Origin of the sequence: Streptomyces nidicola (genome assembly GCF_050106155.1) — a bacterium.
GTDB lineage: Bacteria > Actinomycetota > Actinomycetes > Streptomycetales > Streptomycetaceae > Streptomyces.
On sequence record NZ_JBNBPI010000001.1, the window covers coordinates 2,665,224 to 2,686,675 of the forward strand.

The 21,452-nt window shown below is 69.5% G+C and carries 15 protein-coding genes; 4 read left to right on the plus strand and 11 right to left on the minus strand.

Going from position 1 to position 21,452, the window contains the following annotated elements:
• Nucleotides 1-90 precede the first annotated feature (90 nt).
• Together ACOKM3_RS12165 and ACOKM3_RS12170 are read left to right on the plus strand one after the other, a co-directional pair.
• On the plus strand, nt 91-1,317 hold the full coding sequence (locus ACOKM3_RS12165) for a thiolase family protein (RefSeq protein WP_426899797.1): 1,227 nt from the start codon (nt 91-93) through the stop codon (nt 1,315-1,317).
• Nucleotides 1,314-3,446 (plus strand): 3-hydroxyacyl-CoA dehydrogenase NAD-binding domain-containing protein, encoded by a 2,133-nt coding sequence (locus tag ACOKM3_RS12170; RefSeq protein ID WP_426899799.1) that lies wholly within the window; start codon nt 1,314-1,316, stop codon nt 3,444-3,446. Before ACOKM3_RS12165 ends, ACOKM3_RS12170 begins: the two co-directional genes overlap by 4 nt.
• Before the next feature lie 75 nt (nt 3,447-3,521).
• Here the strand turns inward: ACOKM3_RS12170 and ACOKM3_RS12175 are convergent, their stop codons facing one another.
• The 6 genes from ACOKM3_RS12175 to ACOKM3_RS12200 all read right to left on the minus strand — a co-directional run bounded on the left by ACOKM3_RS12175 (nt 3,522) and on the right by ACOKM3_RS12200 (nt 11,453).
• Nucleotides 3,522-4,559, minus strand: a complete 1,038-nt coding sequence (locus ACOKM3_RS12175; protein WP_426899801.1) for a PLL family lectin — start codon at nt 4,557-4,559, stop codon at nt 3,522-3,524.
• A 50-nt stretch (nt 4,560-4,609) separates the two neighbouring features.
• Nucleotides 4,610-5,671 (minus strand): NlpC/P60 family protein, encoded by a 1,062-nt coding sequence (locus ACOKM3_RS12180; RefSeq protein WP_426899803.1) that lies wholly within the window; start codon nt 5,669-5,671, stop codon nt 4,610-4,612.
• A 34-nt stretch (nt 5,672-5,705) separates the two neighbouring features.
• Complete coding sequence (locus ACOKM3_RS12185) at nt 5,706-6,188, minus strand: poly-gamma-glutamate biosynthesis protein PgsC/CapC (protein ID WP_426899805.1); 483 nt, start codon at nt 6,186-6,188, stop codon at nt 5,706-5,708.
• Entirely contained in the window at nt 6,185-7,687 is a 1,503-nt protein-coding gene (gene pgsB / locus ACOKM3_RS12190; RefSeq protein ID WP_426899807.1) for a poly-gamma-glutamate synthase PgsB, read from the minus strand. Before pgsB ends, ACOKM3_RS12185 begins: the two co-directional genes overlap by 4 nt.
• Before the next feature lie 8 nt (nt 7,688-7,695).
• Nucleotides 7,696-9,996 (minus strand): HAMP domain-containing protein, encoded by a 2,301-nt coding sequence (locus tag ACOKM3_RS12195; RefSeq protein WP_426906773.1) that lies wholly within the window; start codon nt 9,994-9,996, stop codon nt 7,696-7,698.
• A gap of 236 nt (nt 9,997-10,232) precedes the next feature.
• Nucleotides 10,233-11,453, minus strand: a complete 1,221-nt coding sequence (locus ACOKM3_RS12200; protein WP_426899809.1) for a CapA family protein — start codon at nt 11,451-11,453, stop codon at nt 10,233-10,235.
• A gap of 164 nt (nt 11,454-11,617) precedes the next feature.
• Here ACOKM3_RS12200 and ACOKM3_RS12205 point away from each other — a divergent pair, with 164 nt between their 5' ends.
• Both ACOKM3_RS12205 and ACOKM3_RS12210 read left to right on the plus strand, forming a co-directional pair.
• A complete protein-coding gene (locus tag ACOKM3_RS12205; protein ID WP_426899811.1) occupies nt 11,618-12,442 on the plus strand; it encodes a hypothetical protein in 825 nt (274 codons plus the stop codon).
• Complete coding sequence (locus ACOKM3_RS12210) at nt 12,439-12,795, plus strand: PIN domain-containing protein (RefSeq protein ID WP_426899813.1); 357 nt, start codon at nt 12,439-12,441, stop codon at nt 12,793-12,795. Before ACOKM3_RS12205 ends, ACOKM3_RS12210 begins: the two co-directional genes overlap by 4 nt.
• A 24-nt stretch (nt 12,796-12,819) precedes the next feature.
• Here the strand turns inward: ACOKM3_RS12210 and ACOKM3_RS12215 are convergent, their stop codons facing one another.
• Genes ACOKM3_RS12215 through ACOKM3_RS12235 form a run of 5 tightly spaced genes read right to left on the minus strand, consistent with a single transcriptional unit; the run spans nt 12,820 to nt 21,363 of the window.
• Entirely contained in the window at nt 12,820-14,115 is a 1,296-nt protein-coding gene (locus tag ACOKM3_RS12215) for a phosphodiester glycosidase family protein (protein ID WP_426899815.1), read from the minus strand.
• Nucleotides 14,105-14,869, minus strand: a complete 765-nt coding sequence (locus ACOKM3_RS12220) for an Ig-like domain-containing protein (RefSeq protein WP_426899817.1) — start codon at nt 14,867-14,869, stop codon at nt 14,105-14,107. The genes ACOKM3_RS12215 and ACOKM3_RS12220 overlap by 11 nt, the downstream gene beginning before the upstream one ends.
• The gene (locus tag ACOKM3_RS12225; protein ID WP_426899819.1) at nt 14,866-15,672 is read right to left on the minus strand and encodes a rhamnogalacturonan acetylesterase; all 807 of its coding nucleotides are present in this window, start codon (nt 15,670-15,672) and stop codon (nt 14,866-14,868) included. The genes ACOKM3_RS12220 and ACOKM3_RS12225 overlap by 4 nt, the downstream gene beginning before the upstream one ends.
• Entirely contained in the window at nt 15,662-20,173 is a 4,512-nt protein-coding gene (locus ACOKM3_RS12230; protein WP_426899821.1) for a bifunctional glycosyltransferase/CDP-glycerol:glycerophosphate glycerophosphotransferase, read from the minus strand. Before ACOKM3_RS12230 ends, ACOKM3_RS12225 begins: the two co-directional genes overlap by 11 nt.
• The gene (locus ACOKM3_RS12235) at nt 20,170-21,363 is read right to left on the minus strand and encodes a CDP-alcohol phosphatidyltransferase family protein (RefSeq protein WP_426899823.1); all 1,194 of its coding nucleotides are present in this window, start codon (nt 21,361-21,363) and stop codon (nt 20,170-20,172) included. Before ACOKM3_RS12235 ends, ACOKM3_RS12230 begins: the two co-directional genes overlap by 4 nt.
• Nucleotides 21,364-21,452: the final 89 nt, after the last annotated feature.

Consider the following 21,452-nt stretch of genomic DNA (forward strand, 5'->3'; position numbering starts at 1 on the left):
GCAGCGCGCCGTCCGCGTACCCGGAAACGGATCCGTACCGGACGCCCGCGCCGCGCGGCAGCGCATTCCCGCACCTGGAGGAGAGCCATCGTGCCTCGTACCGTCAGGGACGTCGTCTTCGTCGACGGCGTCCGCACCCCGTTCGGCAAGGCGGGCCCGAAGGGCATCTACCACGAGACCCGCGCCGACGACCTGGTCGTCAAGTCCATCCGGGAGCTGCTGCGCCGCAACCCGAACCTGGACCCCGCGCAGATCGACGAGGTCGCCGTCGCCGCGACCACGCAGATCGGTGACCAGGGCCTGACCATCGGCCGCACCGCGGGCATCCTCGCGGGCCTGCCGCAGTCGGTCCCCGGCTACTCCATCGACCGCATGTGCGCGGGCGCCCTCACGGCCGTCACCACGACCGCGGGCTCCATCGCCTTCGGCGCGTACGACGCCGTCATCGCGGGCGGTGTCGAGCACATGGGCCGCCACCCCATGGGCGAGGGCGTCGACCCGAACCCCCGGTTCGTGAGCGAGAAGCTCGTGGACGAGTCGGCGCTGTTCATGGGCATGACCGCCGAGAACCTGCACGACCGCTACCCGCACATCACCAAGCAGCGCGCCGACGAGTACGCCGTGCGCTCGCAGGAGAAGGCGGCGAAGGCGTACGCGAACGGAAAGATCCAGCAGGACCTCGTCCCGATCTCCGTCCGCAACACCAACGCCGAGGTCGGCGAGACCGGCTGGGGCCTGGTCACGGCCGACGAGCCGATGCGCCCGGGCACGACGCTCGAGAGCCTCGCGGGCCTCAAGACCCCGTTCCGCACGCACGGCCGCGTCACGGCCGGCAACGCGGCCGGTCTCAACGACGGCGCGACGGCCTCGATCATCGCGTCCGAGGACTTCGCCCGCGAGAACAACCTCCCGGTGAAGATGCGCCTCGTCTCCTACGCCTTCGCGGGCGTGGAGCCGGAGGTCATGGGCTACGGCCCGATCCCGGCGACGGAGAAGGCCCTCGCGAAGGCCGGCCTCGGTATCGAGGACATCAACCTCTTCGAGATCAACGAGGCGTTCGCCATCCAGGTCCTCGCCTTCCTGGACCACTACGGCATCGCGGACGACGACGCGCGCGTCAACCAGTACGGCGGCGCCATCGCGTACGGCCACCCGCTCGCCTCCTCCGGCGTCCGTCTGATGACGCAGCTGGCCCGCCAGTTCGAGGAGCAGCCGGAGGTCCGCTACGGCCTCACGACCATGTGCGTCGGCTTCGGCATGGGCGCCACGGTCATCTGGGAGAACCCGCACCACAAGGACGCCGGAGGCGACAAGTGAGCACCACCACCGCTGAGCTCCTGAAGGGCGCCTCGGCCCTCTTCCCCGACGAGGTCGTCACGTCCGCGCACGTACGCCACCTCGACCTCCCGTACGGTGCGGGCAAGTTCGCCCTCATCACGCTGGACAACGGCCTGGACCACACCAAGCCGACCACCTTCGGCCCGGCCTCGCTCGCCAACCTGAACACGGCGATCGACCAGGTGGAGAAGGAGGCCGCCGAGGGCGACATCGTCGGCGTCGGCGTCACCGGCAAGCCGTTCATCTTCGCGGTCGGCGCCGACCTCAAGGGCGTCGAGCTGCTCAAGAAGCACGACGACGCGCTCGCCATCGGCAAGGGCGGCCACGAGGTCTTCAAGCGCCTCTCCGCCCTCGCGGTCCCCACCTTCGCGTACTACAACGGCGCGGCGATGGGCGGCGGCGTCGAGGTCGGCCTGCACTGCAGCTACCGCACCGTGTCGAAGGCCCTCCCGGCCTTCTCGCTCCCCGAGGTCTTCCTCGGTCTCGTGCCCGGCTGGGGCGGCTGCGCGCTCCTCCCGAACCTCATCGGCGCGGACAAGGCCGTCTCGGTCATCATCGAGAACAGCCTCAACCAGAACAAGCAGCTCAAGGGCAAGCAGGTCTACGAGCTGGGCATCGCCGACGCCCTCTTCGAGGGCGCGGACTTCCTGGAGCAGTCCCTCCTGTGGACCGCTCAGGTCCTCAAGGGCGAGGTCAAGGTCGAGCGCCCGGACGTCGACCGCGGCGAGGCCTGGGACCAGGCCGTGGCGCGCGGCAAGTTCATCGCCGACGGCAAGGTGCACGGCGCGGCCCCGGCGGCGTACCGCGCGCTGGACATCATCGCGAACGCCAAGTCCGGTGACCTCCAGGCCGGCTTCGACGCCGAGGACCAGGCCCTCGCGGACCTGATCATGGGCGGCGAACTGCGCGCGGGCATCTACGCGTTCAACCTCGTCCAGAAGCGCGCGAAGCGCCCGGCGGGCGCGCCCGACAAGAACCTGGCCCGCCCGGTGTCGAAGGTCGGCGTGGTCGGCGCGGGCCTGATGGCCTCGCAGCTGGCGCTGCTCTTCCTGCGCCGCCTGGAGGTCCCGGTCGTCCTCACGGACATCGACCAGGAGCGCGTGGACAAGGGTGTGGGCTACGTCCACGCCGAGATCGAGAAGCTGCTCGGCAAGGGCCGCATCAACCAGGACAAGGCGAACCGCCTCAAGGGCCTGGTCTCCGGTGTCCTGGACAAGGCGGAGGGCTTCGCGGACGCCGACTTCATCATCGAGGCGGTCTTCGAGGAGATCGGCGTCAAGCAGCAGGTGTTCGCCGAGGTCGAGGCCGTCGCCCCCGCGCACGCGATCCTCGCCACGAACACCTCGTCCCTCTCGGTCTCCGAGATGGCCTCGAAGCTGAAGCACCCCGAGCGCGTGGTCGGCTTCCACTTCTTCAACCCGGTCGCGATCCTCCCGCTCCTGGAGATCGTGCGCGGCGAGCAGACGGACGACGCGGCGCTGGCCACGGCGTTCGGTGTCGCCAAGAAGCTGAAGAAGACGGCGGTCCTGGTCAAGGACGCCCCGGCGTTCGTGGTCAACCGCATCCTGACCCGCTTCATGGGCGAGATCCAGAACGTCATCGACGAGGGCACGCCGGTGGCCGTGGCGGAGAAGGCGGTCGAGCCGCTCGGCCTCCCGATGTCCCCGCTGGTCCTCCTCGAGCTGGTCGGCCCGGCGATCGGTCTCCACGTCTCGGAGACCCTCAACCGCGCCTTCCCGGAGCGCTTCACGGTCTCCCCGAACCTCGCGGCGGTCGTCAAGGCGGGCAAGCGCGGCTTCTACGTCTACGACTCCGGCAAGCCGGAGCTGGACCCGGAGGTCGCGGCGCTCCTCAAGCAGGGCGATGTCGTCCTGTCCGAGGACCAGGTCCGCGACCGCGTCCTCGACGCGGTGGCCCAGGAGATCGGCCTGATGCTCGACGAGGGCGTCGTCGCCGAGGCCCAGGACATCGACCTGTGCCTGATCACGGGTGCGGGCTGGCCCTTCCACCTGGGCGGCATCACTCCGTACCTGGACCGTTCGGGCGTCTCCGAGCGTGCCACCGGGAAGAAGTTCCTGGAGGCCGGGGTGGCTTCGGTCCCCGCGTAACCAGGCGCGTATGACACGACTGTGACGGCTGCCTTCGACTGGGTCGAAGGCAGCCGTCACAGTTCGTCGTGGGGCTCAGAGAACCTGTCGCCACGCCTCGAAAGCGAGCCCGGGTTCGTCACTCTTGCGCCGCGCGAGGTGGAGCTGCCCCGGATCCGCGGGCACCCAACTCCCCGCCACGACACGCCCCTTGTGGTCCTCCGCGAGCGCGACCCAGGCATCCGCCGCCAACTCCGGCCCGGACTCGGCCCACCAAGCCCCTGCGGACTCCGTCTCGGTGGGATACGCGGCGAAGGCGAGGCGCCCACCGGACGTGCGCTGGGCGAGCAACGTGCAGTCCACGCCGTCCAGTTGACAGCGTATGACGGAAACAGCCCCCGGTCCGGCGGCATCCAGTAGCCGCACCGGCGCCTCCTCCCCACGCCAGGCACACACGGCGCCGTCCTCATCGGTGAAGAAGAGGGTGGTGTGGCCGGCGGACGTGGCGAGGGCACACAGTGTGTCGGGCCGGGCGGCGGCTGGCTGCGGCTTCTCGTCCCGTACGAGGGGCTGGCCGGCCTTCTCCTGACGCCACCGCAGGATGCCCCCGTCGGCCGTGACCGCGTAGAGGGTGATCAGGCCCGACTCCCCTGCCACGGCGGCGAGTTGCCCGCGCACATCCTCCCCCTTGAGGTCGCGCCACGGCCCCCAGCCGCCCTTCTCCTCCTGCATGCGCAGGCTCACCCCGCCGCCCTTGTTGCGTACGAAGACGTGGGCGCGGCCCTGCGCGTCGACGGCGACGGCGGGCGGCCCGGTGCGGTCGCCCTTCTTGTTCGGGTGGCCGATGGGCGTCCAGTCGAGCGCGGCGAGATGCGACTGGAAGTGCGTCGAGTGCACGAGCCCGGCCTCGCCGGGGACGGTGGGGCGCCAGGCGACGAGGTGGGCGTACCCCTGGGTGCTGCGGGCGACGGCCCCACCCGGGTGCACACGCTGCTCGCCACCGACCACGCGGGGCGGTGACCAGGGGCCTTCGGGGTGCTCCTCGACGCGGCACACGACCGCGTCGTCTTCGGGGGTGTACGCGTACGCGCTCAGGGCGCCGTCGCGCCCGCCGGTCAGCCAGTCGCCGTTCACGGGTTCCACCTTAGGCCGGGGCTGCTCGCCGCTCCGGCCGGGTCTCGGCGTCACAGCCGCTTGGCGCTGCGGAACAGCCCGGCGTAGAACCCGTTCCCGTCGATCCGCGACGTACCGCCCTCGTCGCCCATCGTCGGCCCGTTGACCTCCTTGCGGCTGGAGACGAAGACACGGTGTCCGTTGGTGTCCAGGCCGAGGTACAGGGCGACATGGTCGAGGTGGTTGCCCGTGCGGTGGTCCATCTTGAAGAAGAGGAGGTCGCCGGGCTGGAGTACGTCGATGTTGGTCGGGCGGGTGTACCAGGGCGAGGGGCCCTGGAGCTTGATGATGTCGACGCCCACCTTGGAGCGGGCCATGCCATCGGCGGTGCGCGGCAGTCCGTCGCCCACCTTGTTGGTGGCGGCCAGCGGGAAGCGCGCCCGGTAGCCCCAGATCATGCGCATGAATCCGGAGCAGTCCAGGGAGCGGAGGCGTTCGGCGTGCGGCTGGAGGGTGCTGCCGTCGCGGAAGGTGTAGGGGATGCCCAAGTAGTCGTAGAAATCGTTCTGTTCGAGGCGGTCCACGCCGTCCTTCTTGAAGGGGCCGAAGAACGCGTCACCCGCGTACTGCTGTCCTTCGTCGTCCTTCTTCACCGGAGCGCCCTCCACGTACTGGAAGGCGTAAGCGAAGATGTCGTCCTCCTCGCTCCCGTAGTACTGCTTGAACCAGTCCTTGAACCACTGCTGCTTCTCCGCGCCCTTGCGCCAGGCTTCCGGCATGAGGCGCACCCAGTCGTCGGTCACGACGCGCGACTTGGTGTTCGCGGGTTCGCTGAAGGTGCGGGAGGGGCCCTTGAGCGTCGCCGAGCGGGCCCCGTCGGTGAACGTGGCGAGGACCTGGCCGCCCTTGCCCCGCAGCACGGAACGCGCGGGGTTCTTCAGGCGCTCCCAGGTCTGCTTGCCGGTGGACGCGCCGCCGCTGGACTCCAGGAGCGGGGAGTCGGTGACCGTCTGCGCGGTGGGGGCCTTGGCCTGCGCGTCCTTCTTCAGCTCCACGGTGAGGTAGCCGCTGGCGCCGAGCAGCGCGAGGACGGTGACGGCGTGCAGGACGGGGCGCTTCTTCTTGGGGGGCATGCGGATTCGGCTCCGGTCTGGGAACGGGTGGGCGTCAGGCGGACGGCATGAAGCCGAGGAGGATTCCGGCGGTCAGGACCACGTACGCCGCGAGCGTCACCGAGCCGGTCGCGAGGAGCGTCGGGCCCTTGGGCTGGCGCACGAGCTGGTAGCCGATCAGGCCCGGCACGATGAAGCCGAGCGTCTGGTTCGCGTACATCAGCGGGAACTCGATGGACAGCACGATCATGACCGTCGCCTGGAGGGTGACACCGAGCAGGACGACGGCCGCGAACAGGCGCTTTCCGTAGAGGATCACGAACTTCTGCATCAGGAGGGTGCAGACGTACGTGAGGACCGTGACGCCGACGACCATCGCGGCGCGCTGGAGGTCCTCGACGAGGGTCAGGGCCAGCCAGCCCGGTGTGATCATGCCGCCGGGCGACAGGTTGGTCGTCAGGTAGCAGATCAGGGAGAACAGCAGCCCGATGGCGATGCCGACCGCGGCGATCTCGGGGGTGAGGACGGAGGGGATCAACGGTGCTGCTCTCCTGCTGAGTTGTGCCACTGCTCGAAGTCGTCGGCGGGCGGGGTCGGAGGTACGACGGGGTCGAACATGCCGCGCGGGCGGGCCGGTTCGAGCTGCGGTGCGGGGTGGTGCGGTGCGGGGTGGTGGGGCGCGGGTCCGGTCCGCTGGACGGGCACGGCGGGCGGCGGCGCCGCGTACCGCTCCTCGTACGCCGGTGAGTACGGCTGGAACGGGTCGATGTGCGGGGCGTACAGCTGCACGGTCTCGACGTGGTGCGGGGTCTGCGTGGCGGGCTCGGCGGCCGCGTACTCACCGTCGTCCGCGCTGTCGTCCGCCGGGAGTTCCGCGAGGTACTCCAAGAGGTGTTCGCCCTGGCCGTGGATGTTGCCGATGGCGACGAGGGAGGAGTCGGGACCGAGGCGGCCGAGGAGCTGTCCCATGAATTCGTCGGGGTCGCGGCGGTCGCCGCCGAGGTCGACGGCGCGGTCGCGGTAGGCGGCCGGGATCGCGTCGATCGCGGACTTGGCGGGGTGCCCGATGACGAAGACGTGCTCGGGGTCGAGCTCGGGGATGATCTCGCCCATCTGGCCGTTGCGTTCGACGCGGTCGGGGCGGCAGTTGATGACGACGTTGAGCGGGCGGTGGATGGCGCCGAGGTCGAGCAGCTGGTTGATGTTCATCAGCGTCGACTCGGGGTCGTTGGCCGCGAAGACGTTGGCGAAGCGGAGCTTCTTGTCGTCGGGGGCGAGGTAGCGCTCGACGGAGAGGACGCCCGGGTCCGGCGGCGCGTCGTACATGCCCTGGAGCGCCGTCTCCCGGTCGACGCCGAGGAGGTCGGCGACGACGAGGGCGATGGCCACGTTCTCCTTGAACGTGAACCAGCTGAAGCCGCGCAGCTCCTCGTCGCTGACCATCTCCGGGTCGGCGTAGACCAGTTCGCAGTTCCGGGCGTCCGCCTCCTCCTGGAGGATGTGGAAGCGGTCGACCTCGGCGGTGACGCAGATGCCGTTCTCGGGCATGGAGCGGCACAGCGAGCGGGCGACGTCGTCGAGGGTCGGGCCCATCTCGGCGAGGTGGTCCTCGCGGACGTTGCACAGCACGCCGATCGTGGAGCGGATCAGTTTGGACTGGTTGATCTCCTGGAGCGCCGGCATGACGGCCATGCACTCGATGACCAGGGCGTCCGGGTGGTACGCGGCGGCGCGGCGGACGATGCCGATCTGCTCGACGACGTTGGCGATGCCGAACTTGCGGTAGACCGGCTCCTCGGTGGCGTCGGGGTGGATGAAGCGGGCGGCGGTGCCGGTGGTCTTGGCGACCGTGGTCAGCTCGCCGCCGCGCAGGGCGCCCGCGCACAGGCGGGTGATGGACGACTTGCCGCGGATGCCGTTGACGAGCACACGGGTCGGTATGTGTTCGAGGTTGACGAAGTGCCGTCGCTGTTCGATCACGCCGGCGATCAGCAGGACGGCTCCGCACACCACGAGCACGGTGTAGAGGAAGAGCACGAGGATTCCTAGTTCCTTCGGGTTCCGGCGGCGGACGTGCGGGGCGGTCCGCTCTGCCGTCGCTGCTGTTGCTGTTGCTGCTGCTGTCGCTGTTCCTGCAGTTGCTGCTGCTGTCGCTGTTCCTGCAGTTGCTGGCGTACGAGTTCGAGACTGCGGGTGACGGCGCCGACCTCGTCGTGGTGGCGCGGGTACAGCACCGTCTTGCGGTCGCCGTCCGCGAGCCGCTCGGCCTGGCGGGCGAGTTCACGCAGCGGTCGCACGACGACGATGTGCAGCCAGCCCAGGCACGCGGCCGCCGCCGCGGCGCCGAGCAGCCCGGCGAGCACGGTGCGGTTCTGATAGCTGTACGCCGGGATGGCGAGGCCGGACGCGGGCTGCCAGCTCACGACGGTCCAGCCGAGCGACTTCGCGGCGCCGCCGCCGACGAAGGGTGCCGCCGCGGCGATCTGGATGTCGTCCCCGTCGCGGAACAGCACACCGCTGGGGTGCGGGGCGAGGCCCACCTTCTGGTTGGTGCCCTCGACCAGTTCGTCGAGACGGCGGCCGGACAGCTTGTGGAAGGCGAGGTAGCCGGTGTTTCCGCCGATGACGCGGTGCTCGGCGTCCACGATCCTGACCTGGCCGAGCCCGGGCCGCTTCAGGAGCGCGTTCAGGAAGTCGATGCGGATCTCGCCGACCACGGCGGCGCCTTCGCGGCCCGGCAGCTCGGCGGTCCCGAGGATGACGGGCTTCTTGCCCTGGTCGTCGAGGACCCGGACCGCCTTGGTCGAGGGGGCCCTGCCCGCGGGGCTGTGCACATCGCCGCCGGCCTTCGCGAGGACGGTTCCCTTGCCGTCCACGACGTAGAGCGACTGGTAGCGGGTGTGCTCGTTCATGGTGCGTTCCAGCACCTCGGCCATGTCCGCGGGGCGGGTGCGGTCACCGATCAGCGAGGCGACGGAGGCCAGGTCCGCCTGCCCCTCGTTGAGGGCCCGGCGCACCCGGTCGCTGAGGGTGTCGGTGCGCTCGCGCTGGTCGCCGACCAACTGCTGCGGTACGACGACGGAGTCACCGGCCCGGTTGAGCAGGAGCAGCAACGGGGCGCACCACACGAGCAGCAGCACCGCGGCGACGCCCACGAGTGCGCGGGCGCCGAGGCGGCGGCGTACCACCGGGGCGTCGTGGGCGCTCGCTTCGGGGCTCCGTCCGAGCAGTTGCCTGCGCAGCCGCTCCAGGGCGATGCCGATCCGGGCGGCCTCGCCGCGCCGTGGCACGCCGACCGACCGGGCGAGGTCGCCGCGGGTGAGCCGGCGGCTCTCCAGGAACAGCCGGATCAGCGGGCGTTGCACCGTGCCGAGCAGGAACGCGACGGTGAGGCCGCCGATGACGAGCAGCGCGGCGGCGGCGAGCAGCCCGAAGACGGGGCTGCTGGTCGTCAGCGGGTCCTCGGCGACCTTCGTCATGGCGACGACGGTGAGGCCGAGCGAGGTGGCGACGGTGGCCTCACCGGCCTCCGGCGCGGCCAGCGTCGCGTATCCGGCGATCTGCCGTTCGCCCTGGTAGCGGTCCCCGGTGAGGCTTCCGCTGACGCCGGTGAAGCCGCCGGAGCCGGGCTGCTTCGACTGGATGGGGTTCTGCTCGGCCTTGTGCGCGGCGGTCCTGGCGAACGCGCCCAGCTGCCGGTCGGACTCCTTTGCCTCCTGTCGCTGGAGGTCGGTGCGCACCTGTTCGGGCTCGGGGATGCCGTCGCTGCTGAGCACGGTCCCGGAGGCGTCGACGACGGCGATGGAGCGGAACTTGCCGAGGCTGATGCCGGGGAACTTCAGGCTCGCGGAGGTGACGATCAGCTGCTGCGGCCGTCCCTTCCAGGCGAGCAGCCCGAAGGAGAGCAGCCGGCTCTCGCCGTTCTTCAGACGGACCATGCGCGGGGCGAGTCCGTCTTCGGCGCCGAGCTTGCCGCGGTCGATCGCGGTGAGCGGGACGTTCTCGCCGCGGGCGGCGAGCAGTTTGCCGGACTTGATCTCGACGACGGCGCTGCCGGTCCACTTCTGGTAGACGTTGCCGATCTTGTCGAGGACGGCGTCGGCCGGAACCGGATCACCGGCGTTGAACAGCGCGGTGGTCCGCGACAGGTCGGTGACCCCCTCGTCGACCGAGGCCCGCAGCGCGATCGCGCCGTCCTCGGCGAAGTGCTGCTGCGACGTCATGATCGCCTTCGGCAGGGCCGCGTTGTCGGCGCGGCCGAGCGTGAGGGCGGTGACACCCGCGAGGGCGAGAAGCAGAACCGACAGCACAGCGATGGGCGGACGAATGCCACCCAGCAGGGACATGTCGGATCGTCGGCGGACCTTGTGCCGCCGCTTCGAACGCGAAGCGGCCAAGGGAGGGCTCCTCTCGGGCGGGTCAGAGCGCGCGGGCGCGCGGGACCGCGGGAAGATTCCGGCGGTCCGGATGCTTCTGACCCGAACAAGACTCGAATGGTTGTACAAAGCGTGTGCGAATGTGACCCACACCTCACACACGTCGCACGCGCCCCGCAGGCGCCACCGAGAACAGCGGACCCCGGTCAGTTCGGCAGCGGCCGCAGGGGCTCGAGACCGTCCTGGGTGGCGCCCCGGTTGAGCAGCGTCCCCTCCGTGCGCTGGAACGCCAGTCGATAGCGGGCACGCTCCTGCGCGGTCAGGCCGTCGTCGCGCCGAAGAGCGTCGGCCACGTCGACGAGCCGATGGTCCTCGACGGCTCCCGCCGGAGCCTTCCCGGACTCGTCGGGGTCCGGCGGGATCTCGGTGAGCGTGGGCACGTACTTGGCCCGCACGTCCCAGTCGCCGCCCCGCTTGCTGAACTCGAACCAGCCGATGACGCCTTCCTCGGTCAGCCCTGTGGGCACCTCGTGGCGGGCGACCTGGTTGCCGAGTCCGTACGCGATCCAGGTGCCGTCGACCTTCTCCATCGGCTGCACCACATGCGCGTGATGGCCGATCACCAGGTTGATGCCGGTCTTCTCGGCGATCCTGCGGCCGAGACGGAGCTGGGAGCGGCTCGGGTCGGAGTGGTACTCGCGGCCCCAGTGGATGGAGAGGACGACCACGTCCGCGCCGGCCTTCCGGGCGCGCTTCTCCGCGGCGGCGATGCGGTCGAAGTCGGTCTCGTTGGCCAGCCAGCGCTTGTTCTTCGGCAGCTCGTTGCCGTTGAAGCCGAAGGCGTAGGAGAGCTGGGCGACCTTGACCCCCTTGGCGTCCATGATCAGCGGCTTGGCCGCCTCGGCGGCGCTGCGCGCCGAACCGGTGTGCTTCAGGCCCGCCTTGTCGAGCACGTTCAGCGTGTCGGTGACACCGGCGGCGCCGTGGTCGAGCGTGTGGTTGGAGGCGGTGGAGCAGGTGTCGTAGCCGACGTCCTTGATCGTCGTGGCGATCTGCGGCGGCACCCGGAAGTTCGGGAACCCCTCGAAGGGCCCGCCGGGCTTCCCCGCGACCGGCTCGAAGTGGCAGATCGCCAGGTCGGCCTTGCTGATGACGGGTTCGACGGAGGCCAGCATCGGGCCGAAGTCGATCCCCTTCTCCCCCTTGCCGGTCGCCTTCGCGTCCTTGCGGGCCTGGTCGGTGAGTTCCGGGTGGATGAGGATGTCACCGGCCGCGGCGACCGTGAACGAGGGGCCGTCGGGGGCGGCCTTGTCGTCGCCCGAACCGAACGGCTCACAGGCGGTGGCGCCCGCGAGCAGGACGGTCAGGGCGGCGCCGGATATCCGGAGGCGGGTCCGACGCGAGGTACGGAAGGGACGTCTGATCACCGGGCTATTTTTATACGACTATGAAGGTCAACCAGCCGAAGATGGTCACAATTGCAACAATCCTTGTCGTTGTCGGATCCACGGTCGGCCTCCTGACGGCCTGCGGCGGCGCCCGGGACACGACCACCCGAGCCCGCCCCGGAAGCGGCTCGAGTGTCGACCTGATGGCCCGCGTCGACGACTACACGGCCGACTTCCGGCCCGGATCCGGCTACCGGGAGCCGTCCCGCCGGGACCGCGAGACGGTGGCGCGCGGCGTGCGCCTGCTCCTCGACGGCAACCGCGCGGCGGCCCAACGGGCCCTGGACGACGTCGACTTCACCGTCCGTACGGTCACGGACAGCGCGACGGGCCGACGCTACACGGAACTCGCCGACCGGAGCGACGACGGCCCGGCGCCCCGCGGCTGGGGCCGCGTGTACCTCGCACAGGACGGCACGCCGGCCCGCCACCGCTGGACGGTCCAGGTGCCGCACCCGGTCGCGGACCGGAACACGGAGCGCCTCGGCGTCGGCGTCCTGCGCGGGGCACACGGCGGGGTCATGGTGATCGCAGGCGCACATCGCAAGGCCGGCGAGGGCGACGCGGCGGACGTCGCGCACCGCAGGGACACCGTCTTCGACGCCGTCTGCGCGGCACTGGCCGAGCGCGGCCTGCCCGCCGTGCAGGTCCACGGTTTCGCCGACGCCTCCGCACCGGGCCGCGACGCCGTCGTCTCCACGGGGCGCGGCACACTCGCCCGCCCGGAGGGCCGCCTGTTGGCCGACGCCCTGCACGACAAGGGCTACGCCGTGTGCCGCGCCTGGTCCGCCTCCTGCCCTCTGGAAGGCCGTACGAATGTGCAGGGCCGCAAGGCGGCGGAGGAACACGTACCGTTCCTGCACATCGAGTTCAGCAACCGGACCCGTACGGACGCACAGCGCACGGCAGCCGCCGCCGCGGCGATCGGCCGGGTCACGAACCTGTGGCAGAAGGGCGAGCGACCATGACGACGCTCCTGGTGGTGGACGGCGCGAACGTGGTCGGTTCGGTGCCGGACGGGTGGTGGCGGGATCGGCGGGGGGCGGCGGAGAGGTTGCGGGACCGGTTGGCCGAATACGCGCGGGAGCACCCCGACGAGGACGTGGTGCTGGTCCTCGAGGGCCGGGCCCGGGGAGTCGAGCCGGTGCCGGGCGTACGGGTGGAGGAGGCGCCGGGCGAGGGCGACGATCACATTGTGGCGGTGGCGGCGAGGGCGGAGGGGGATTGCGTGGTGGTGACGGCTGATCGTGAACTACGACGCAGAGTCCAGGAGTTGGGTGCCTCCTATGTGGGGCCGCGGGCCGTACGCGGAAACAACTGACCGCGGATCGGGCGCCCCGGCCCGTCAGGGCACGACGGCGATCGCTGTGGCCACACGGCGCTCGACGGACTTGCTCCCCTCCTCACTCATCGGCCTGTTGACGAGCCGACCACCGACCGCCATGGTGCTCGACCCGCCGCCGTCGAGGTTCATGGCGGAGCGCGCGCCCAACCCGGACATGAGAGAAGCGGCCTCCGGGAGGGTGGCTCCGGCGCTGCTGCCGGTGCGACCGTCGATCACGACGAGCAGCAGGCTGCCGTCCGCCCGGACACCGGCAAGGGTCCGGGGCTCGCGCCCCTTCGAGGCTCGCGCGGACATGCCGTCGCGCGCGGGGTCGATGGCGACGGCGCCGTCGTGGACCAGCTCGGGCCCCCCGCCGACGAGCGAGATCCCAGGACCGAGCAGGGAGTGCCCCTCGGTGTCGTGCGCCCTCGCCCCGGCCGTGGGTGAACTGCCCGGCCACACATGCTCCTTGAGCCAGCGCGCCCCCTCACCCACTCCGTACAGCGTGCTGCCGTCGCGTGGTACGGCGCCGCCGGCCGGTGAGCGTACGGCTGTGACTCGCCCCGCCACGTCGAGGACCGCCTCCGCGCTGCCGGGAGCGCCACGCCTGGTCGCCTCTCCCCACTCGGGGGTGAACCGCACGATCTCATCGGCGTCGACACACAGGCGGTTGTGGAGCGGTGCCGTGCGCACCCCGCCCCCGCCGCGCAGTTCGTCACCGCCGACACCGCCGCAGCCGAGGATGCGGCCGGGCACCCGGTCGACACCGTCCAGCTCGCGGCGGGCACCGTCGTCCGCGATCAGCGACAGCGTGGTCCACGCCCGGGTGACGCGTGGGGCCGTGCCTCGCGGGCCGACGACCATGGCCGTCCGTCCGGCCGCCGCCTCGCTGAGCAGGACACCGTCCTCGGCATGAACTCCGAGCGGGTCGCCCGGGTAGCCACTGAAGTCGGGACCGGTCTCGATGTCGAAGTAACCCCCGTTCACCGCGGCCACGGCATCGACTCGGGCCGCCATCGCCCGCACCGTATCGGCCGTCGCCATGTGGGCGCCGTGGACTCCGACGACGCGGACCGCGGCGTCCGGCGCGACGGCGAGTACGTGCACACGTGCCGTTCGCCCGCTGTCCCAGGTGCGAGTGGACTCCTGCAGGGTCACTCCGCGCGGCAGTGCCCCGCCCGGGGCCGAGGAGTGCGGACCGGAGGCGGCCCGCATCGGCCGCGCGTCATCCCCGCCGGGCGCGGTGCAGGCGGCGAGCAGCGCCAGGGCCAGCACGACGGCGAGCCGTCCCGCACGCGTGCGGCGGTCAGCCGCCAAGAGCACCAGGTGCCGCCAGCTCGCCTATGTACACCGTGACTTGGCCGGACATCAGGTGACCGGACCCGTCGTCCACGGCGTACGAGAAGCGGTCGTAGCCGTAGTGGCCATTGAAGGGCGTGTAGGTGACGACGCCGTCCGGCTCGACACTGGTGACGCCGTGCCGGGCCGGTCCGACGCCCACCAGCCGCGCGGTGGCGCCGAGCCCGTCGAGCAGATCCTTGACGACGCCCCGGTAGCCGGGGGCCAGGTGGAGGGCGCGGCCCTGCGGCGGGAACGGTGCGACCCGGTAGCCGTACTGGCGCACCGAGTGGGTGCTGCTCGTGAGACTGGATCCGCCGCGCGCGATGATGCCCGCACGGACCTCCGGTATCAGACAGGCGCCGGCACTCACGTCCTGACGGACGACAGCGGTGAAGCGGGCGACGCGCGTACCGCCCGCCTCCACGGAGCTTGCGTACCGGTCCCCCTTGGCCACCAGGCTCATCCCGCCGAGACGCTCCACGGACGCCACCTCCGCGAAGGGCGCCGCCATCACGTAGCCGTAGTAGCGGTGCGCGCCGCCCTCGGGCAGCAGGGCCAGGGCGAAGTCGACCTCTTGTCCTGGGCGCACCGTTAGAGCCGGGTCGGCGCTGGCCGTCAGCTCGACAGACAGGCGCAGATGTGGAGTGTCGGGCTGGACCACCCGGATCCGCGCGAGGAGGAACTGCTCCGGCTGCGGCGGGCGGGCGGCGGCGACGGGCTGTTGGCTCACAGAGTGTTTCCCTTGCCTCGTGTGCGGGCCCGGGTCAGCGACGCATGAACGGAGTCCTCGAGCCAGCCGTACGCCTGCTCCGGGAAGCGCTCCTGGTCGAGGCGGGTGACCCAGTGCGGCGGCACGATCGCTCGGTGCGCGAGCGAGTGCGCGATGAATCGGGCGCAGGCAATGGCACCCTCTGGCAAGAAGTGCGTGGTGTCCTCAATGCCGTCGGGGTAGTTGGGGTGCTGCCCCGGCTCCAGGAACATGAAGAGCGAGCGGGTGCGCTGAGGTCCCAGCTGGGTCCACCAGTCGAGGCTCTGCGTGTACAGGTCGATGTACGGGGTCGACGTCTGAACCGCCAGCTCCTGCATGGCCATCGGGTACCGCCGCACCACCTGACGCAGGTTTCCGTGCTCGTCCCAGGTACAGCGCTCGTTCGTGCTGACCAGGACGGGGTGTGCACCACGGTCGCGGGCTCCGTCCACGAACTGCCGCAGATAGCTCTGGAAAGTGTGGAACGGCTCGGTACGCAGCTCCTTCTCCGGCTTGTGGTCGATCAGGCCGAAGGAGGTGATGAGGTAGTCGCCCGGACACAGGTGGTCCAGGATCCAGTCGAGTCGACCGCGCTCCACGTAGGTACGCGAACTCGCACCGGCACGGGCACAGTTGACGATCTCCACTTCAGGAGTGAAGAAGAGTGGAAACACCTGCCCCCAGCCGGTCATCGGTATGCGGCTGATCTCCCGAGTACTCACGTTGGAGCCGCCGGCCAGGAAGATGCGCTGGGGCGCGGGCCGCCCCGGATTCTCAGGCAGCACCGGCCCACCTCTCCGGGAGCGGCGTCTGGGCCTGTCCCTGTTGCAGGATCACGGCCGACTGTGGTTCGAGCGGCTCAGGCGGGGCGCTCGGGGCAAGTTCGGCGGCGGGCAGGTCACCGAGATCGTCGATCGCCTCGTACACCCGGAGGCAGTTGTCCCCGTCCTGGTGGCCGAAGAAGCCGGAGACGCGCTCTCGGTAGGGGCTCTCCACGGTGAAGCCACGGTCGATGGCCCGGATGATCTCGTCGACGGCGGCGTCCACGGTGCGGCACACCGGGCCGAAGCCGTCGTCGGCCAGATTGAAGTAGCCCCGTTTGTAGTGACGGCCATAGAAGTCCTCCTCGTCGAAGGGGACGTAGACCAGCGGGATGTCCATGTAGGCGACGTCGAAGAAGACCGACGAGTAGTCCGTGACCATGAGCGAGCATTCCTTCATGGCCTGCTGGACGTTGCGGGTCGGGGCCGCCACGTGGACGGCGGGCGAGTCCGTCTTGAAGTGATGCAGATGCGGACGGATCTCGTAGTGCGGCAGAAACTCCAGGTCCACACCGGCGCGTTCCAGCGCTGCCGTGAGACGCGGGTCGGCGAGCAGGGCGCGGTAGAAGCGGAAGTACTCGGACTGGGTGAACGCAGTCTTCGCCGGGCCCGCCTGTTTCTTGTACGAGGCCGTCACGATCCACTGCCGCCAGGTGGGCATCAGCAGGATGCGCGGCCGGGCGAGCCGCTCGCGTCGCAGCGCGTCGAAGCGGGGGAAGCCGGCGAGAACCGCACGGTTGCCGTACCCGGCCTCGTGCCCCAGGAAGTCCCGCTCCTGCCTGCCGCCTGACACGATCAAGTCGTAGCTGGTGACCCGTTGGTCGATGCCCGTCGTGACGTCGTTGTACGTGATGCCGTGGGCGAGAAACACCCGCTGGTACTTGAGCAGTTCACCGAAGCGGTGCAGGAACAGCACCTTGCGATACCCCTCGGGCACCAGGTAGGACTCCGAGTCGTAGCTGCCGATCAGCTTGGTCGCGTGCAGCAGGTACATCCGATGCCGGAACGAACCGAGCTTCAGCACGCGGCCGAACTCAGCGACCTTGGCGTAGTCCGGCGAGTTCGCTTCGATGACGTAGTAGATCCGTCGACGCTTGCGATGGGTGCGCACCCACTTGAAGAAATGGTACGAGTTGTCCTGTGCCGTGTCGGAGCGCTCGCCGATCAGCCACATCTCCCTGCCGTTCAGGAGTGGGAAGGTGAGCCAGTAGGCGAGCCGCATGCGCCAGCCGGGATTGCGCGTCCTGAGGATGCGCAGCTCCCGGGCGGCACGCCACAATGTGTGCTTGAAGCGCGCGGTGACACCACGGTCCACCATCCGAAGGTGCAAGGCATCGCCGGCCCCGATGGTGAGCATGTAGCGGTACGCACCCAGATGGTTGTGCCCCTTGAGTCGGTGCAGCGTCAGCCGTGCCTTCATGACGACATTGCGCGCTCGGGTGCCGTCCACTCGGTGCACCCGCAGCCGGAAGTCGCCGGGCACGAATCCGCCCTCGGCAAGCCTCGTAGCGGGAATCTCCGCGTGAAAGCCCGCGTACAGGTCCTTTTTGTTGCGGGCGTTCCACAGATCTCGGCGGTACGTCTGGCTGACCGGGACGACGATCTTCCGCTGTGGCGTCTGGTGAACAAACTCCAGCCGGTTGAGCATCGGGCCACTGATGTCCATTCCGGGAAAGGACATACAGCCCTCGACGACCAGCACGTCACCGCGGCTGCGCACCGACTCGACAACGACGTTCGGGTCGGCGACACGGGCCGACGCTGTCTCCACCCGGCCACCGGGAAAAGTGCGGTAGAAGCCCTCGTCGTCGATCTCCAACAGCAGCGGGGCCTGCTCGAGAGCGGGCTTGGGGTCGCAGAACAGCTCGAAGTTGCCGCTCTTGGCGGCGTAGTGGTCGAGTTGCTGGGCCGGGTTGGTCGCGAACTCGTTGAGGATCTCGTCGGGGATCTGTACGTAGTGCCGGTGGATGTCGGGGAACATCTCCGACAGCTGTGTACGGGTCATCACGTCGCGGGCGTTGCCCAGGAAACCCTTGTACGTACGGGTGGCGTAGCGGTGGAACATGTGCCGGATCTCGTCGCGCTCGGCCGCCGTGTAATTGAGCAGGAAGTGATTGAGCCGCAGGTGGTCCCGGTAGTTGGCCGGCTTGCTCCACAACGAGTCCATGATGGACGAGCCGTCCGGACGGCCCCGGTAGTAGTAGACGGGAGCGTCGACGATACTGATGCCCTTGGCTCTCAGCATCGACGGCAGTGTGACCCAGGCGTCCTCGAAGTGGACGCCTTCACCGAACCGGACACCGAGGCGGCGCAGCAGGTCCGTAGAGAACAGCTTGTTGCAGGCGGACCCGCTGAAGATCAGGTCGGGGGCTTCCGCGAAGTCGTCGATGACCTGGTCGCCGTCCCCGAAGTACTGCTTCCACGGGCCGTAGGGACGGTCCGGGAAGTTGACCAGGTCGCCTATGACGATCTCGGTGCTGTCTCGCCGTGCCGCCTGCAGCATTTGGAAGAGCGCGTCGGGGCCGAGGATGTCGTCGGAGTCGAGGAACGTGACGTAGGGGGCGACCACTTGGTCGAGCCCGTTGTTGCGCGCGTTGCCCAGGCCGCCGTTGCGCTGATGGACAACAGTGACGTTGGCGTAGTAGTGGGCGAAGCGGTCCAGGATGTGCGGAGTCTCGTCGGTGGCTCCGTCGTCGACGAGGATGACCTGTGTGGCGGCGAAACCGCGCTGGGCGGCGATCGAGCCCAGGCAGTCGTCCAGGTACTGAGCCACGTTGTAGCAGGGCACGACGACGGCGAGTTCGAACCGGTGCTGCAGTTGACGGATGGGCGGGTGGAGGCGCCCCTGCCACCACATCCAGGGCGCGTTCGGATCGTTCTGGTCCGACTCGAAGGTGCGACGGGCGGCGACGGCGGAGCGCAGCGCGAGATTGCCGCTGACCGTCTGATAGCCCTCGTACTCCTCGCCCTCGACGGTGAAGGTCAGGTCCTCGAGCGGAACGTCGCGGACGTTGAGCGCGGAGCGCGAGCGGCTGCGGTTCCACTCGACGATCAGTGAGACGTTCCAGACCGTGCTGTCGTCGAATCCGTCGCCCAGCAGGTCGGCGAGGTCGATGGCCCCCTCGAAGGTGACGGCCCGTTCAGAGACGGAGACGTGCTCGACGGGAACGACGGCATCGCTCTTCTTCTGCCGGTTGCGTGCGGCGAGGGAGATACGGACGGTGTCGTCGGGCTCGATGCGGCCGAATCGGTTGACGAGTTCGCCGTCGAAGACGAATCGGCCCTGTTCCATGCTCCACCCGTTGAGCTGGGCGAAGAGGGGGACTTGAGAGACCGGTGCGCCGTGCAGGCCCAGTTCGGTCACGTCCAGCATGCGGCGGGCGTCCGGCAGGTGCAGATGGTCGGCGGACCAGTACACACGGCCGTCCTCCTCCAGCAGATGGGAGGAGAAGACGCTCTTGCGCTGGGTGTAGTCGAGGGTGGTCAGCGCCGCCTCGACCTCCTGGTACATCAGGAAGTAGGCGCGCACACGGTCCACCGGGCCGCACAGGGTGAACGCCTCGTCGCCGATGGAGAACAGGTAGGCGCTGACGATCTCGGCGAACGCCTGCTGGAACGCATCGTCCCCCTCGGCCAGTGCCCGCATGTACAGGCGCAGGTCGTGGGAGAGGAACTTGGAGTCCTTGCGGACCTTCAACGCCCACAGGCCGCGCTCGAGCAGGAACTGGTCGGTGGCGCGGTGCACCGTGATCCGGTCGCGGATGCTGCGCAGTTCGCCGGTGCGGCCGGTGATGGAGGGCCCGTCCGTCTCCCACATCCAGCGGTAGACGGGGTCCGTGATGATCGTGATGCCCCGTGCCAGGCAACCGGCCACGGTCGAGAAGTAGGTGTCCTCGTAGAAGACCCCCGTGGGGAACCAAATGTCCTGCGAGCGCAGGAAGTCGACGCTGTAGAGCTTCGCCGCGGCGATCGGGTCGGAGAGCAGGAGCGGGAACTCCTCCAGGCCCGCGACGGTGCGCCCCATGGCGTACACCTCGGGTGCCCACGGCTCCGTTTCGCCCGAGGTGCGATTGATGCGCAGAGCCTTGCCCGCGACGATGTCGGCGCCGGTCTCCAGGGCGCCCGCGACCAGCATCTCGCAGGCGCGCGGCGGCAGTTCGTCGTCGGCGTCGAGGAACATTACCCAGCGCCCCGCGGCCTGGGCGATGCCCCAGTTCCGCGGCGCCCCGACGCCTCCGCTGTTCTGTCGGCCGCGCAGGACGCGCACCCGCCCGTTGTTGCCCGCGAAGTTGCTGACGACCTCGAGCGTGCCATCGGTCGACGCGTCGTCGACGACGATGACCTCGACCAGTTCGTATGTCTGGTTCACGGCGGACTGCAACGCCTTGCCGATGGTCGTCGCCGCGTTGTACGCGGGGATCACCACGGTCACCCAGGAGTTGTCGCCGTCGGAAACGGATCTCATTGAATGCTCTCCCACGATTCCTGCGGGCCGTTCGGATGGTGCTGCCGGGACTGCGGGGCCTGATCAGGAATGTGGGGGAGGCCGTTGTGCGGGTGGGGGTCTTTGTAGGGCTGCGGATAGGGCCGGAAACCGGGGTCATCCTCCGCCACCGGCTCGCGGTACCGGTCGTCGGCGAGCAGCGCTTCCGCTGCGGCGCGACGGTGCCGGCCCCGGTGCAGGTGCGGGGCGATCGTGCCGACCGTGTCGGGTGGCGGGCTGAGCTGCTCCATGACGCGCGTGAAGTCACGGGTGGAGAGCCAGAACTTGTACATGATGACGAGTTCGAAAAGGCCCAGCAGAATCGCGGAGACCAAGGTCGTCCACAGCAGTCGGCCGATCAGCGGGCCGACGATGAAGACGAACATCTGGAACTCGATGCCACTGACGAGATGCGGTCGGATGCGCGTGCGCAGCATGGCGCGACGCACCCGGGTGTACCAGGGGAACCGGTCGCGGAACTGTTCGTGCAGGTCGACGACGTTGTCGGCGCCCGCCTCCCGGCGCAGCTGAGCCGCCTCGGCATCAGGGTTGTCCCGGAGCAGGTCCTCCATGAAGATCACCTGGGCGTTCTCCGCCGCGGGGGATTCTTCGGCACCCTGCACCGCGGCCTCGACCGCTGCCTCTACCCCGGCCCGTTCCTTGGTGACCTTCTCGATCTTCGTACGCATCGACATGCGCATCTTGTAAATCTGCAGCGCATCGACGTAGCGGAGCATGTCGAGGAAGACGACGGCCAGAGCAGCGAGCAGATAGCGCTCGTCGTGCCCGCCGAGGAACTGGCCGCCCATCAGGGCCAGCGAGCAGAGCAGCACACGGATGCGGTCGAAGACGTAGTCGAGCCAGCCACCGAAGACCGTGCCGTTGCCCTTGAGCCGGGCCAGCTTCCCGTCGACGCAGTCGAGGATGAAACTCACGTGGTAGAGGCCGGCGCCGATGAGCAGCGACTCCCGGTCGCCCTTGATGAAGAAGTAGGCCGCGCCGAGCCCCACCAACAGCGCCGCCCACGTGACTCCGTTGGGCGTGACGAACCGGAAGCGTGCCAGGAGGATCAGGATTCTGGTGGCGACGGGGTCGACCAGAAGGACCGTCCACCAGGCATCCCGCTTCTTGCAGGTGAGCTTTTGGACAGCCCTCAAGGACAGCTTGGCCATAACCCCTCAGTCGTCTGATGCAACCAACGTGCAGTGGTGTGCCCTGCGGAGGCAGCGTCGCGACCCAGGGAGGGCTCATATGGTTCTAA

Bases quoted from the DNA above. Each gene is read 5' to 3' on its own strand.
- ACOKM3_RS12195 (WP_426906773.1), bottom strand. From the start codon at position 9,996: ATGTCCCTGCTGGGTGGCATTCGTCCGCCCATCGCTGTGCTGTCGGTT.
- ACOKM3_RS12180 (WP_426899803.1), bottom strand. From the start codon at position 5,671: ATGCCCCCCAAGAAGAAGCGCCCCGTCCTGCACGCCGTCACCGTCCTC.
- ACOKM3_RS12210 (WP_426899813.1), top strand. From the start codon at position 12,439: ATGACGACGCTCCTGGTGGTGGACGGCGCGAACGTGGTCGGTTCGGTG.
- ACOKM3_RS12235 (WP_426899823.1), bottom strand. From the start codon at position 21,363: ATGGCCAAGCTGTCCTTGAGGGCTGTCCAAAAGCTCACCTGCAAGAAG.
- ACOKM3_RS12205 (WP_426899811.1), top strand. From the start codon at position 11,618: ATGGCCCGCGTCGACGACTACACGGCCGACTTCCGGCCCGGATCCGGC.
- ACOKM3_RS12230 (WP_426899821.1), bottom strand. From the start codon at position 20,173: ATGAGATCCGTTTCCGACGGCGACAACTCCTGGGTGACCGTGGTGATC.